Raw genomic sequence first — 14,263 nt, 5'->3', positions numbered from 1 at the left:
CCGAGCGTGCTGTGCAGGCACTGGCGGTTGTGGATGAGTTCGATGTATTTGGCGACGGCGAACTGAGGTGTCCCGAGACAATGAGCAAGTCCTCTCCTTGAGAGGCGATCTGCGCGAGATCCTTGGTACCCCTCAATCTCAGGCGAAGTAGAGCCGGATCCGCAGTGGCCGACGGGGAAGGGCACTACCGTAAGGTGGAGCGCCACCAACGAGACTTCGCTGTCCCCTTCACGAGCTTCGAGAAAGGCACTCGCCACGTGCGTTCCACCGCCCTTGCCCTCGCCGCCGCCGCTCTCCTGGCCCTGTCTGCATGCGCCGCCGAAGATGAGCCCTCAGCGCCCGAGACGGTTTCGTCCACCGTCGCCGCCGACGACCAGGAGGAGGTCAACGCCCCGCCGGTCACTTCCGCGCAGGTGGAGGAGACGGAGGAACCGGAGCCCGAGCCCGCGGACGAGGTGACGATCGAGGAAGTCGGCATCGGCCAGGACGGAGAGTACGCCTGGGCAGCGGCACTCGTGAACACCAGCGGTCATCTGGGCGAGTTCATCACCGTTCACTTCAACGTATTCGATGAGGCTGACGAGCTGATCGCCTCCGGCGAGCAAGTCGAGCACATCACCGGCGAGCAGAGCACCCTGGCTATCGGCACTCAGATTTCGGTGGGCGAGGCCCGCGCCGCGCGCATCGACGCCACGTACGCCGTGTCGGACCACGCAATGCCCACAGAGCCGCTGCCGGAAATAGAGCCGGCACCGGTCACTTTGGAGGAGTACGGCAACATGCAGGTCCGCCTCACCAACGACACCAGCGAGCCATGGGAGAACGTGCGCATCGGCATCATCTGCCGCAACGCCGACGGCGCAATCGTCGGCGGCGGCCACGCCTACCCGGATCTCGTGCCTGCCAATACCGAGTCGATGGCGAATGGCTCGGGTATTACGGCGGACAGCGTGGACGAGTGCACGGCCTACCCGCAGCACAGCGAGTGGTAGGACGGGCCACCTTCAGCCTCGACCCACGACGAGGTACTGGAGGATCGCGTTCGCGAACCGCAGGCGGGTGCGACACACCCACCCTCGTCGCTCTCGGCGCGCTTGACCCAGTTACGTGGGCGCCTCGGAATGGACGCCGAGCTGCTCGGCGATCCGGCTGAGTGCACCGGTGCGAGGCTCGGGGTCCGTGCGAGGGTCGATCACCATCCTCTTCGCGCGCTTACGAACTCGTCGGGTACTCACGGGTGCAACCATGCTGGGATCATTCCGGGTCTTCGATGTCTCCATCAGACCCCGAACATCGGAGCAAGGGGGCGTCGTAGCCTCCCCACCGGTGAACCAATTGCGACTCCTCGCGCGCGCACCGCGGCATGACCGGATGGCCGCAGCGAACGCTATGCGCCGCGAGCGGGCCTCGAGTCCGGCACCTGCGCTGCGGTTCGTGATGTGCTGATTACCGCTCTGCCCAGTGAGACGCCGCTTCAGAGGTCTCGAGATCGATCTCGCCGTACGTCTTCTACTGGCTCGGATCAGTCCCTGTCATCAACTTGGATGACCTCGTAGTCGATCTCATCGTCTGGATCGGGGTAATCACCTGGGTTGTGCATGTGCAGGACCGTCGCCCCCTGGCTGTAGTCGCTGCACATCTGCTGGCCGTACTGCTCAGCCTCGGCCTCTGTCTCGAAAACCTCGTCATCCTCTTCTCGAGTGCCGTCCGAGCCGATCGTCACGACCTTGAACATTGAACGCCCCTTTGTCGAGTGGTTCCGCAACACTAAGACAAGCGCAGAAGGAGGTCGTGCAGACCCCACGGCAGATGCTCGTGTATCCGAGCGAACGCCATCGTCGCGCGTCCGCACGTCGAGAGGACTGAGCTCCACTATCCGCGGCATGACTGGGCGCAACGCGTCATCCCGGCCTTGCTACCGGGCGTCTGGATGCAGGACGGGCACGGGCCCGAACCCGTCGTGACCGATCGGTCGGATCTCTCCGCGGTACGGGTCGCCGTCGAACGCGCCGAGTTCTGAGGTCCAGATGGGCCAGGTGGTCTTGTAGTGCCGCAGGGCCGGATGCCGCACGTTGATGTGGGTGGCGAGCAGGCGCATCTGCTCATCGAAGGTCACGCGCTTGCGGCTGATGTCTTTGGCGCGCTTTTCGGACAGCATGAGCAGTGGATCGGCTGGCGCCCGAACCGCCGCGCCAATGCGTCGCTTGCTGTAGGCGGCGACGAACCCCTCCTCGTAGGCGCGGGCCGCACCCGAGAGGGCGTCCGCCGCCTCGTCCAGGGCGGACTGGGAAGCTGTGCATCGTCGCGCGGTAGCGGAGGCGCGCTCCAGGAACGTTTGCGCCCAGCCGATGCGGGCGTTGTGGCTGGCCGCGTGGCTACCGATCACGTCAAGCTCGTCGCGCAGTCCGAACAAGTAGGTCATGTGGCCGGCGACGGGCTCCGGAAGATGACCCGAGCCTGCGGACGGCAAGCCGGCGCTCAGCATCTGCTCCAACTCCACCACGCACCCAGCGAGACGAGTGGTCAGCCGATGCATGCGTCGATGATCCTGGACCGCCTGCTGCAGGTGAGCGCGGTGCGTCAGATGCTGGTGCCACAGCACGACCATCCCGGCCAGCACACCGCCGAGAGCGATGAGTCCCGTCACCGTGGCGACAGCCGTCTCCAGACCCATCTGCATCTCCTCGGTCGCGCCTGCCATCCGTCGGATCTGAGGCTACGAGGGCCCACCGACACGGCTAAGAGACGCTCACTCGTGCCGCAATGCGTTCATCCCGTGATCGGCACGGCGGAGGCGACAGCGGCATGACGGAACGCTATGCCGCCCGTGCTGCTCGCGGCATGAGCGCGCACCGAAGCGGCAGCCGCCCGGGGGACGGTGCGATGTGCTTCGGTGGAGCCGAGGCAGCGACAACAACGGGGTCGATGGCACGAGGCCTACGACGCCGCACACTGAACCGGACGGGCCTTACGCCTGACCTGACAGCCGACCGGCGCTCACACAGTCCGATGGAGTACTTCACTCGTGAAACCGGGCCTACGCCATGAGCTGAGGCAGACACTACTCCTCTTCTGGCGGATTGACGGCGTAATAGAAACGACGATGATCGTCGAACGGCCCGTCGCTCTGCCCGTAGTCTCCCGATGGGTTGCGATGGTACTTCGATTCGGACGCCAGGTAGAGTCGGAGTTCGCAATACTCGCTGACGTCACCGGGCGCGAACGTGTAGTCGTACTCCAGCACCTCCCCGCGTCCAACATCGACCGTCCACCTATCGAAGTCGTAAGCATAAGCCGTATCGGGATCTCGTTCGTGGGTGCGATGGGCCGTCGAGGGTGAGTGCAGTCGCCAATGAAGCGGCCTCCCTCGCGCACTGATTGCCCGTGCGGAAAGTCTCACCGTTTCACCGACGTCCACTCTGATGAGGCCTGACGTTGGTGAGCTCGACGTGACCAACAACAGGGTGTTGCCCTCTTGGCCGAAACTGTCCGTAGCGCTCTCTATAACAGGGTAGTAGTAGCCTGACACCGAAGCGCTCCCTAGGTATAATGCCACTTGATTGGCGAGATGTCCGGCTATGCCCGAGACGAGGTCACGTTCGAATGGGAGTAAGGCACGATTGTGAGCAATTGTATTTCGGATGTCTTTCACTAGTCGGAAATACTCCCTAGTCCGCGGCATGTCGTCGAATATCGGTTTGAATCGTTCCCAGTTTTTTTCTATGAGATCGGTAAGGTCATGCGTCATCGCGTATTCCAGCAGGTCCACCGGAACTACGCCGCTCTTGCGCCTGCTTCGCTCAGCGCTTTCGACGCTCCACGAGTTCGGTATGGGTCGGGGAGCCGGGGCGTCCTTGCCACTCACCGTTGGGGAACGCGTATCGGATCGCGTTGCGTAACACTGTCTCGATCGACGACAACGCCTCGGTCGGCTCCATGCCTCAGACGGTAGTCGACGTAGGTCTGCCACTCGGCGATTGCGACGAGCCCGATTCAAGCGGGATGGCGGCAGCAGGCCGGCATTGCCCGCGCTTACGCAGCAGAGATCTCCGCGGCTCGTGGCGCAGTGGAGTCGCCTGTTTCACGAACCGGGCGCGGGCGTGGCAGATGTCGCAGTGCAACGTGGGGTCGACCTGGCGAGGTGCCAGGTCACCCGAGGGAGAGAGCGAGACAGTCGGTCGGTCGCCCCAGGCGGCTCGGCGGTTGTTGGGTTGGCCTGCGCTCATCGGCACGACCGCGGGCCAGCAGCTCGAGGGTGACGCCGCGCGCGATCGGCGGCATATGCGGACGCCTGCTGAGCACGCGGGCGGCGGCACGAGTCCGCGGGTCGTCGCTCCTCCCTCGGCTCAACGCGAGCGTGCGTGTCAGAGGGTCCCATCACACTGTCGCCCAGCCGTACGGTGAGGCGCCATCGCTTGGAGGAGAATTATGAAGGTCGTATCTGGGATCGTCATTGGCCTTGTCGTGGCTCTGCTCAGCCCGTGGTTCAACAGGCCAACCCAACGCCAACTGATGCCCGGACGAGCCTCGGGGCGTTCCTGGCCGGTGCTGTGCACTTCGCTGACAAGGTGCTAGTCCTCGCACTCGTGATCGCCTGCATCAGCGCCATGCCGGCGGCAGCCTATTCGGCGCTGAACTGGTGGCTCGCGCGTTCGGGGGGCGGGATCGAGGAGCTGCGAGCAGGACTCCCCGCGCTGGTACTGGCATTGGGCGGCGTAGGGGTACATGTCGGGACGCGAGCTCTCGCCGCCGGCATGGTCTTGGGGATGGTCGTTGTCGTGCTCGGCGTCGCGTTGCTGGTCAAGGGGTCCATGGCTATCAGGAGCCGGCTCCTCACCGTCTTCGGCTGATGACGCTGGACAGGAGATCGTCCGGGATCACGAGCGACCGGAAGCGGCAGCGCTGCACGTGGTTCGACCTTGCACGAACCGCGGCATGAGCGCGCACCGCACGCGACATGAGCGGGCGCTGGCGAAGCGCGTGGGGCCACTCGCGAGGCGTCAACGACCGCCGGGTCCGCACGTCATGAATCAACGACGTGAGACGTCTCTTGCAAAGGAAAGACGATCGACTCGAATTCGCTAACTAGTTCAGTCGCTTGACGAAGCGCTTCGTCCGCCGCTAGCCAGCACTTCACCATCGCCCGGATAACGACGGCTTCCTGGTGCCCAAGGGATCGGGCGAACGTTTGCGGTATGTACTGATGTTCTATCGCGCTACATCTGTCTATCGCGGCCATCACGTCAGCCACTGATCGCCCCAGTTCGCTCGCGAGCACATCAGTATGCTTGCCCGCAGCAGTAAGTAGCTCCTCCTCTGGGTTGCGACTTCCAGGGAGAAACCGCACTCCTGCGCCTTTGCCACGAGTTGATCGTTCGTCGCCATCCAGTACTGCTATGCACCGTAGGCGACGCAGCGCGGAAAGGACACGCGCAGCGCGTCTCGCATCGTCCGATCCCTCTGCAGGCACAACTTCGATGCTCCTAAGCAACCCTGGGGCGAGTTGCGAGATTGATGTGGTGAGCACTGTTGCCGCGAACCTGTCCTCAACGACGAGTATCAATGACAGCGGAGAGTCGTAACCTAGTGCGTCACGCACCTGGGACTGCGAGCTTGGTGCAACCAGCATTGTGCCGTCTTCGGTTTCGACCGCCAGCCGCATCGCCGTTAGGGAGAAGCGTGACATTACTTGCTCCGAATGTGTCGCAACGATCACCTGCTGCTGGCGGGCCAACGAGAGGCGTGCGATCTCGTCCACAAAGGGCCTGTGTCCCCGCGGGGACAAGAACGACTCGGGTTCGTCGAGTAGCAGGGGTCCCGGCCAGTCGAGGCGCAGTGCGTGGGCTAAAACGTAATGCACCCAAACTTCACCCGAGCCCATCGAGCCTGTTTCGACCGGTCGGCCATTGACGCACCCTCGGACAAATGGTTCGATGAAGTCGCGGCCTTCGAGATGGTCGACGACGTATGCGTACGATCGTAGTTCATCGTAGTTTCGTCCGAGGATCGTGGAAAGAACCTGCAATTCGGGAGCGGTATACTGGTGCTGGAGTTCACCGAGATTGGCTCCGCGTACGCCCGGGTATTCCTGAAACAAGAACTGAAGATCGCTGAAAACGCTCAAGGCACTTATGTGCCACGGCTCCGGTGGTTCCTTCAGGTCGCCCCACAATTCCGAGCGTTCCTCCTGCGACATCGACAGATCAACGCGTCGTTCCAGAATACCGTGCGGACTGAGAGTAGTGACGTCGATGACTCCAGTGAGGTCGGGTGCTTCCCAGAGCGCCTCTCGTGTCCAAGTTCCTTCGCGGTCAGGATATCGGTTGGCGTACGATTCTTGACCAAAGGCCATCTCTAGCAAGCGCAAGAACGTCGACTTGCCGGTTCCGTGCCGACCCACTAAGGCAAGGCCTCGAGGAATGTCCAGCACTTGCGCGGCGAACACGTTCGACGACTGGATCGCGACGCGCAGCACTTGGTGGGAAGCTGACTCCGAGTGAAGTCGGTTCCAGACCCTTACCCGGCGGTCGACGCTTACATCTCGCTCGTGCATCTAGGCATCGTACCTGCGCATCTTGGGAAACCGTTGAAAACTCGAGTGAACTGGTTGCCAACGGCTTCTCGTGTCAGCGCGTCCACAACTCCGAAGCTCGTTCAGATCGAATCAGTCCAAGAGCCACCTCGACGTCGCCGCCACCCGGCAAGCTCGCGAAGTCGCCGACCCACCGCGCGCTCATCGGCATGACCGCGCGCCTCCGCGCGCCAGAATCGCCGACCATGGCGGGCTCCGCCGCGCACCCGTGGGCCGTGCGAGGCTGTCCTCCATGACGTCGGCACCTCCGTCTCGCGCTACCCGCCCACCTCGCGTCCGCGCCTCCGAGCTCCTCGGCCGCGGCTGGCTCAACACCGGCGGCCGATCGCTCTCGCTGGCCGACCTGCGCGGGAAGATCGTCCTGCTCGACTTCTGGACGTTCTGCTGCATCAACTGCCTGCACGTCCTCGACGAGCTCCGCCCCCTCGAGGAGCGCTACCACGACGTCCTCGTGACGATCGGGGTCCACTCCCCCAAGTTCGTCCACGAGGCCGACCCCGACGCCCTCGCCGCCGCCGTCCAGCGCTACGACGTCGCCCACCCCGTCCTCGACGACCCCGAGCTCGTCACGTGGTCCGCCTACACCGCGCGGGCCTGGCCCACGCTCGTCCTCATCGACCCCGAGGGCTACATCGTCGCCCACATGGCCGGCGAGGGGCACACGCCCAACCTCGCCGTCCTCCTCGAGCAGCTCATCGCCGAGCACGAGGCCAAGGGCACCCTCCACCGCGGCGAGGGGCCCTACGTCCCGCCCGAGCCGACGCCCGGACTCCTCCGCTTCCCCGCCAAGGCGATCGACCTCCCGGGCGGGAACCTCCTCGTCGCCGACGCCGGCCACCACCGCCTCGTCGAGCTCGCGCCCGACGGCGAGACCCTCGTCCGTGCGATCGGCTCCGGTTCGCGCGGCCGCGCCGACGGCTCGCCCGATGCCGCCGCGTTTAGCGAGCCAAACGGCCTCGCGCTGCTGGCGCCCGACGTCGCCGCCCAGGTGGGCTACGACCTCGTCGTCGCCGACACCGTCAACCACCTCCTCCGTGGTGTGCGCCTCTCCGACGGGCACGTCACCACCCTCGCCGGGACGGGCGAGCAGTTCATGGTCGGCGCCCCGGACAACGTCCTCCCCGGCGACGAGCCCGCCACCGAGGACTACGGGCCCGCGCGCCGTATTCGCCTGTGCTCCCCGTGGGATGTCACCTGGTCGACCCAGGCGGGCGCCGTCGTCGTCGGCATGGCGGGCGACCACACGCTGTGGACGTTCGACCCAGTCGGCGGGCACCTGCGCCGGACGGGCGGGACGCGGAACGAGGGCCTCGTCGACGGCGACCTCATGCAGGCGTGGTTCGCCCAGCCGTCCGGGCTGTCCGAGGGCGACGACGGGCGCATCTGGCTCGCCGACGCCGAGACCTCCGCCCTGCGCTACGTCGACCTCGCCGCCGAGCAGGTCCGCACCTCCGTCGGGCAGGGGCTCTTCGACTTCGGCCACCGCGACGGCGCCGCCGATCAGGCGCTCCTCCAGCACCCGCTCGGCGTGGCCGCGCTGCCCGACGGCCGCGTCGCCGTCGCCGACACCTACAACGGCGCCGTCCGCCTCTACGACCCGGCGAGCAACGAGGTCACCACTCTGGCGAGCGACCTCGCCGAGCCGTCCGGGCTCCTCGTGGTCGACGCCGGTGCGCACCTCCTCGTCGTCGAGTCGGCCGCGCACCGACTCACCCGCGTACCGGTACCCGCGGGCGGCGCGGGGAGCCGGCACGACGGCGCCGCGCACCGGACCGCGCGGCCGGTCACGGACGTCGCGCCCGATGTGACGCTGCGCGTCGTGTTCTCCCCGCCGCCTGGCCAGAAACTCGACGACCGCTTCGGGCCCTCGACCCAGCTCGAGGTCGGCGCGTCACCGGCAGAGGTGCTCGTCGCCGGCGGCGGGACCGGCACCGAGCTCGAGCGACGCCTGACGCTGACTCTCGCGCCGCCGAGCGCGGTCGACGACGGTGCGGGCACCGACGGGGACGCCGACGGCGGCAACGGGGCAGCGCCTGCCCCTACCGTCCAGGCGGTGCTGTCGGTGACGGCGAAGGCCGCCTCCTGTGACGGCGACCCGTCCGTGGAGTTCCCCGCCTGCCACCTCGCCACCCAGGACTGGGGCATCCCGGTGCGCGTCGTCGAGGGCGGGCCGAGCGAGCTCGTCCTCACCCTGCACGGCTGAGCGAGGCAGGTCGCCAGCTTGTCCGGCAACCGCCAGGACAGTTTCGTCATGACACCTTCCCGCCGCCCAGCTCGTCGACGTCGAGCGAGCCCTTCTCGTCTTCCTGGGCATGGCGGACTGAGGTCGGCCTCAGCGCCCCCGCCGGACGGCGGGACCGCGCAGCGGGCGGAGGCCTTCACCCCGGATCGGTCCTCGGACGGGGGCGGAATCGCGCCATGCTGACGAGCGCCCGGGCCCTCGGCGTCACGCTGCGTGAGCGTCTCCCGGCGTGGGACAGTGGCACGATGAGTGCACTCGTCGGGCCGGAGGAGCTGCACGCGGAGCTCGAGCGCGCCGCCCCGCTCCTCCTCGACGTTCGCTGGACGCTCGCCGGGTCGGACTACGAGGGTTACCGGGCCGGGCACGTGCCGGGCGCCGTCTTCTGCGACCTCGACGCCGACCTCGCCGACCCGCGCGGCGCCGGTGGCCGGCACCCGCTCCCCAGCCCGGATCGGCTGGCCGCGTCGTTCCGTCGCCTCGGCGTGGGGCCCGGCACGAGCGTCGTCGTGTACGACGGCGGCGTGGCAGCGGCCGCGGCGCGCGCGTGGTGGTGCCTGCGGTGGATCGGCCATCGCGACGTACGTGTCCTCGACGGCGGGCTGCCGGCGTGGCTCGCCGCAGGTGGGCCGATCGAGACCGGCGAGGTCTCCCCCGCCGCCGCGCCTCCGCCGGTTCCGGAGGACGACGACGCCGCGCCTGCGACCATCGCCGACGGCATGCCGACGGTTGACGCGGACGGGATCGCCGCCGGCCGGTCTGGCGTGCTGCTCGACGCACGCGCTGCGGAGCGGTTCCGAGGCGAGGTGGAGCCGGTCGACCCGGTCGCCGGGCACATCCCCGGTGCGCGCTCGCTGCCAGCGACGCGGCTGCTCGGCGGGGACGGCCGCTACCTACCCGCGTCCGAGCTGCGCGAGCTTCTCGCCTCAGCGGTCGTGGCCGACGGTCGGCCGGTGGTCGCGTACTGCGGATCCGGAGTGACCGCCGCTCAGCTCGTGCTCGCCGCCTCCGAGGCCGGCATCGACGCCGCGCTCTACCCCGGTTCGTGGTCGCACTGGATCACCGACCCGAGCCGCCCGGTGGCGACCGGTCCCGCCTGAGTTCTCGGGCCGGCGGCTACCGCCACCACCGACTCAAGCCTCCGCCTCACGGTGTCCGGAACGGGAGGTCGCCGTCAGGCCAGGCCAGGTTGGCCCAGCGGCCAGGCCAGCGGTGAGGAGGTGCCGCACGACGACGACGAGCGCCGTTGTCGCCGTCTCACCCCATGACGGCTCCCCCGCCAGGCGGAGCAGTCCGGCGGCAATGAGGAAGTCGAGCAGCACCGGGACACCGGCACGCACGCCGGCGACGACGGCGACGCCCAGCCCGATGAGGAGGCCCGCCGCCAAGACGGCTAGCGCCGCTCCGGCGAGGATCTCGCCGGCAATGCCGGTCATGGCGGGAGGTGCTCGGGCGTCTCGCCGTCCGCCCCGAGCTCTTGACGCTCCGCGGCGATCTCCTTGGCGAGGAAGTAGTTGAGCGCCGTCCGGATCGCCGCAACGGCGGCGAGCTTGCCGATCTCCTCGAAGGTCGGCGCCACGGCCGTCTCGAGGATGTCGGCAGCGAGCAGGAACTCGAGCCCGAGCGCGAGGAACCGCCCCAGCCGCAGCCGCACCCGGACGAAGCCGCGGAGGTCACGCCGGATCAGCGCGACGACGAACATTCCGAACGCCAGGACGGCACCGACGCCGATGACGACCGCACCGGCGGTCTCGACGACGAGCACGAGCCAGTGCACAGCCTCCCGAAGCACATCCTCCGGCATCGCTCACCTCCAGGCAGCCAACCGTCGTCCCGCGGGGTCGGGGCCGCAACCGGGCATCCCACTCGGACGTCGTTCGTCGCCAGCAAGTGTCGTTCGTCGCCAGCAAGTGAGGTCTATTGAGCGCGTGAGGGGGATGACGGGGCGGATGGCGACGCCGTGGAATCGAGATGGACTTCGTCGAGCGGGCGCGAGACGCTGCCGTCGTCGCCATCCAGGCCGAGTTGCCCGACCGACGCCGGTCCGTGCCGATCGTCGAGCTTCAACCCGGCGCTTTTCTCACGTTCCTTCGCTCCGGCCCCGTTGACAGTTACCATTTCGTCCTGCAGCGATTGTCTGCAAGACACGAAGATGTTTGCAAGACACAACGACGTGGCCTCGCACCTCACGCATGTGAGACGACGCGACGACGGTACGACGGTACGTGCCTGACCGAGTGACATCGACGCGAGGAGCTCGTAACCATGAAACTTTCCCACCGCACGGTCCCCGCCGCCGCGACTCTTGCCCTCGCACTGGGGCTCGGAGCGTGCACCGGCACTGGCGGAACCACCGGCGACGAGCCCAACACCGCTGGGGACGCCACCGCCGGCGATGGTGAGACGGTCACCCTCCGGTATCTCGTCGAGTCGCTCGAGGACGCCGAGGCCGAGGCGCGGCTGCGCTCGCGGCTCGACGAGTTCGAGAGCCAGAACCCCGGTATCACCGTCGAGCTGTCGTCACTGCCCTTCGACACGATGCAGACGGTCCTGCAGACCCAGCTCCGGTCCGGGGACGCTCCGGACGTGTTCAACTGGGGATCCGGTCCCAGCTTCGGCGGTGCGCTGGCAGAAGCCGGGCTCCTGTACGACCTCGCCGACGCCTACGAGGAATTCGGCTGGGAGGTCTACGACTTCGCCCAGGAGCGTGTGACGACCGACGACGGGATGGTCTACGGCGTTCCCGGAGAGATGGAGACCCTGGGCATCTTCTACAACCGTGCCCTGTTCGAGGAGCTGGGCCTGGAGGAGCCGACAGACCTGGCCGACCTCGAGCAGATCGCCCAGATCGCGGCGGACGCTGGCTATATACCGTTCGCGATCAGCGACCAGGAAGGCTGGCAGGGCGGTCACCAGCTGAGCATGGCGCTGTCCAGCGCGGTGGGGTCCGACGGGATGGAGCAGCACATCGAAGGCGAGAAGCCGTGGACCTCACCGGAGGTCGTCGAGGCCATCGCCGTGTGGGACCGGTGGTACGAGGCCGGCTACCTCACGCCCTTCCCGACGTCAGTCGGGTACGACTCTGGCAACGCACTGTTCTTCTCCGGAGACGCAGCGATGCTTCCGATGGGCAGCTGGCTGGTCGACGGGATCGTGGCGAACGCCGACTTCGAGGCCGGGTTCTTCCCCTTCCCAGCCCCTGACGGCCGCGGCATCTTTGCCGCCGGGCTCGGTTCCGGTCCGATGATCACCGCGGAGACCCGGCACCCGGAGGAGGCACTCCAGCTCGTCGACTTCCTCGCGAGCCCCGAGCACGGCCGCTGGATGATCGAGAACATCGATGTGATCCCGCCCTTCCCGACCGACATGGACGGTGTCGACGTCTCCCCGCTCTTCGCCGAGGTCCTCGCTGACGTCGCGGAGTTCGGTGCGGGGGCTGGAGACTTCGGCGTCAACATCGACGTCCTCATGGAGGAAGCATTCAACCAGGCGATGTTTGACGGAATGCAGGCCATCTACTCCGACCAAGCGACCCCCGAAGAGGTCGCGCAGAGCCTGGAGGAGGCGTCCCAGCAGTGACGGGCGCCAGCATCCCGCAGCCCGCTCCCGCGGCTGAGCGAACTGGGGTGCCGGCGGCCACACAACGTGCGGTCGCTCGGCGCCCCCGCCTGGGGGGATACGAGCCACCTGCGGTCACTCGCAAGGCGCAGACCCGTCTCGGTCTGCTCCTGGTGGCGCCGGTGATGCTCATGGTGACCGTCTTCTTCCTGTTTCCTCTCGGCAACGCGGTGTACTACGCGTTCGTCGACTTCGACGGCCTGAACCCGACGCCCCCTTTCGTCGGCCTGGGCAACTTCACTGAGATGTTCACCGACCCACGTGTGTGGGCCGCTCTGCAGAACAACGGCATCTGGATTCTGATCGGCACCGTCGCACCGTTGGTCGTCGGGCTGACCCTTGCCCTGCTCATGTGGACCGTGCGGCGTGGGGGCGCCCTGTACCGGGTGGCATTCTTCCTGCCGTACGTGCTGCCGCAGGTCGCCATCGGTGTTGTCTGGAGCTGGATCTACGACCCCATCCGAGGTTGGCTGAACCGAGTCCTTGAGCTGCTCGGGCTGGAGCAGTGGCAGACGGGTTGGCTAGGGAACCCCGACACAGCCCTGTACGCGGTGCTGGCGACCGCAATCTGGGCGACTTCCGGATTCGTCTTCGTCATTTTTCTCTCGGCTCTGCGCAACGTCGACGTCGAGCTGGTCGATGCCGCTCGGCTCGACGGTGCAAACACGCTGCAAAGACTGTGGTACATCATCCTGCCGCAGATCATGCCCGTTTTCTTGATGGTCACCACCATCACGCTCATCGGAGGCTTCAGCGTCTTCGACATCATCTTCGTCATGACCGGTGGCGGTCCGGCCGGTGCCACCGACGTCCTGGGGACCTACGCCTACAGCAACGCCTTCCAGCTGAGCCTTATCAGCTATGGCACGACCCTCGCGCTGCTGATCACCGTGCTCGCAATCCCGTTCACGATCGCGCTCAACCGACTTCAACGACGCCTCTCGATGCAAGGAACGGGCGCATGACGACCCAGGACAACACCCTTTCTCCACGACGGCGGGTCGCGCTGGTCAACAAGCACGTGCTCCTGATCGTGCTGTCGCTCCTGGCAGTGTTCCCGGTCATCCTGACGGTCTCGACGGCGCTCAAGACCTCACAGGACGCGCAGGTCAACCCGTTCGGCTTCTTCTCGTCCTTCTCCGCGGAGAACGTCGTCACCGCGTGGACGGTCGGCAACTTCAGCGACTACCTGCTCAACAGCTTCTTGCTGAGCGTCCCGAGCACGATCCTCGTCGTGGTCCTGTCGACGATGGCCGGGTACGCCTTCGCCCGCCTGCCCTTCCCCGGGCGCACGGTCGCCTTCTACCTCGTGATGCTCGGCCTGCTGGTGCCGTTCTTCACCTACATGATCCCCTTGTACTTCCAGCTCCGAGGCATCGGGCTGCTCAACACGCTCCTCGGGGTGAATCTCGTGCTCGCGACGACGGGGCTCGCCTTCGGGACATTCTTCATGCGCGCGTTCTTCACGGACCTGCCGACCGAGCTTGAACAGGCGGCACGGATCGACGGCGCCTCGGAGTGGCAGATCTTCCGCAAGATCATGGTGCCCCTGGTCAGCTCAGGCGCCGGCGCGCTGGCAGTGTTCACGTTCCTGCAGAACTGGAACAACTTCCTCGTCCCGCTGCTCTACCTGCCGGGCGGTCAGTACCGGCCTCTGACGACCGGCCTCTACCTCTTCCTGGGCGGTCGCTCGATCGACATCGGACCCCTTGCCGCCGGAACCCTCATCACGATCCTCCCCGTTATCGTGCTGTTCGTCGCCATGCAGAAGCAGGTGACGCAGGGTTTCCTGTCCGGGGCGGTCAAGGGCTGAG

13 protein-coding genes are annotated in these 14,263 nt (G+C 66.8%); 7 read left to right on the top strand and 6 right to left on the bottom strand.

Annotated features, from left to right (window positions below; all coding sequences use genetic code 11):
• Nucleotides 1–257: 257 nt before the first annotated feature.
• The gene (locus V2J63_RS05270; protein WP_331229956.1) at nt 258–992 is read left to right on the top strand and encodes a hypothetical protein; all 735 of its coding nucleotides are present in this window, start codon (nt 258–260) and stop codon (nt 990–992) included.
• Between the two features lie 530 nt (nt 993–1,522).
• Here V2J63_RS05270 and V2J63_RS05265 read toward each other — a convergent pair.
• The 3 genes from V2J63_RS05265 to V2J63_RS05255 form a co-directional block, all read right to left on the bottom strand.
• Nucleotides 1,523–1,735: a hypothetical protein gene (locus V2J63_RS05265; RefSeq protein ID WP_331229955.1), complete on the bottom strand. Its 213-nt coding sequence runs from the start codon at nt 1,733–1,735 to the stop codon at nt 1,523–1,525.
• Between the two features lie 180 nt (nt 1,736–1,915).
• Complete coding sequence (locus V2J63_RS05260; RefSeq protein ID WP_331229954.1) at nt 1,916–2,701, bottom strand: hypothetical protein; 786 nt, start codon at nt 2,699–2,701, stop codon at nt 1,916–1,918.
• Nucleotides 2,702–3,061: 360 nt separating this feature from the next.
• A complete protein-coding gene (locus V2J63_RS05255) occupies nt 3,062–3,769 on the bottom strand; it encodes a hypothetical protein (RefSeq protein ID WP_331229953.1) in 708 nt (235 codons plus the stop codon).
• 712 nt (nt 3,770–4,481) lie between these two features.
• On the opposite strand from V2J63_RS05255, the gene V2J63_RS05250 reads away from it, so the two are divergent.
• The gene (locus tag V2J63_RS05250) at nt 4,482–4,850 is read left to right on the top strand and encodes a hypothetical protein (RefSeq protein ID WP_331229952.1); all 369 of its coding nucleotides are present in this window, start codon (nt 4,482–4,484) and stop codon (nt 4,848–4,850) included.
• 173 nt (nt 4,851–5,023) lie between these two features.
• On the opposite strand, the gene V2J63_RS05245 is transcribed toward V2J63_RS05250, so the two are convergent.
• Complete coding sequence (locus V2J63_RS05245) at nt 5,024–6,553, bottom strand: OLD family protein (protein ID WP_331229951.1); 1,530 nt, start codon at nt 6,551–6,553, stop codon at nt 5,024–5,026.
• 271 nt (nt 6,554–6,824) lie between these two features.
• On the opposite strand from V2J63_RS05245, the gene V2J63_RS05240 reads away from it, so the two are divergent.
• Together V2J63_RS05240 and V2J63_RS05235 are read left to right on the top strand one after the other, a co-directional pair.
• On the top strand, nt 6,825–8,795 hold the full coding sequence (locus V2J63_RS05240) for an NHL domain-containing thioredoxin family protein (protein WP_331229950.1): 1,971 nt from the start codon (nt 6,825–6,827) through the stop codon (nt 8,793–8,795).
• Nucleotides 8,796–9,079: 284 nt separating this feature from the next.
• On the top strand, nt 9,080–9,931 hold the full coding sequence (locus V2J63_RS05235; RefSeq protein ID WP_331229949.1) for a sulfurtransferase: 852 nt from the start codon (nt 9,080–9,082) through the stop codon (nt 9,929–9,931).
• 33 nt (nt 9,932–9,964) lie between these two features.
• On the opposite strand, the gene V2J63_RS05230 is transcribed toward V2J63_RS05235, so the two are convergent.
• Together V2J63_RS05230 and V2J63_RS05225 are read right to left on the bottom strand one after the other, a co-directional pair.
• Complete coding sequence (locus V2J63_RS05230) at nt 9,965–10,267, bottom strand: hypothetical protein (protein WP_331229948.1); 303 nt, start codon at nt 10,265–10,267, stop codon at nt 9,965–9,967.
• Complete coding sequence (locus tag V2J63_RS05225) at nt 10,264–10,635, bottom strand: DUF1622 domain-containing protein (protein ID WP_331229947.1); 372 nt, start codon at nt 10,633–10,635, stop codon at nt 10,264–10,266. Before V2J63_RS05225 ends, V2J63_RS05230 begins: the two co-directional genes overlap by 4 nt.
• Before the next feature lie 461 nt (nt 10,636–11,096).
• Between V2J63_RS05225 and V2J63_RS05220 the strand changes: the two genes are divergently transcribed.
• The 3 genes from V2J63_RS05220 (at nt 11,097) to V2J63_RS05210 (ending at nt 14,262) form a co-directional block, all read left to right on the top strand.
• Nucleotides 11,097–12,410, top strand: coding sequence for an ABC transporter substrate-binding protein (locus tag V2J63_RS05220; protein ID WP_331229946.1), 1,314 nt, complete (start codon nt 11,097–11,099; stop codon nt 12,408–12,410).
• 170 nt (nt 12,411–12,580) lie between these two features.
• Nucleotides 12,581–13,414 (top strand): carbohydrate ABC transporter permease, encoded by an 834-nt coding sequence (locus V2J63_RS05215; RefSeq protein WP_331229945.1) that lies wholly within the window; start codon nt 12,581–12,583, stop codon nt 13,412–13,414.
• On the top strand, nt 13,411–14,262 hold the full coding sequence (locus V2J63_RS05210; protein ID WP_331229944.1) for a carbohydrate ABC transporter permease: 852 nt from the start codon (nt 13,411–13,413) through the stop codon (nt 14,260–14,262). Before V2J63_RS05215 ends, V2J63_RS05210 begins: the two co-directional genes overlap by 4 nt.
• Nucleotide 14,263: the final 1 nt, after the last annotated feature.

This window comes from Georgenia wangjunii (assembly GCF_036421975.1).
In the GTDB taxonomy this organism is placed as follows: domain Bacteria; phylum Actinomycetota; class Actinomycetes; order Actinomycetales; family Actinomycetaceae; genus Georgenia_A; species Georgenia_A wangjunii.
This window is presented reverse-complemented; position numbering and strand designations above follow the sequence as displayed.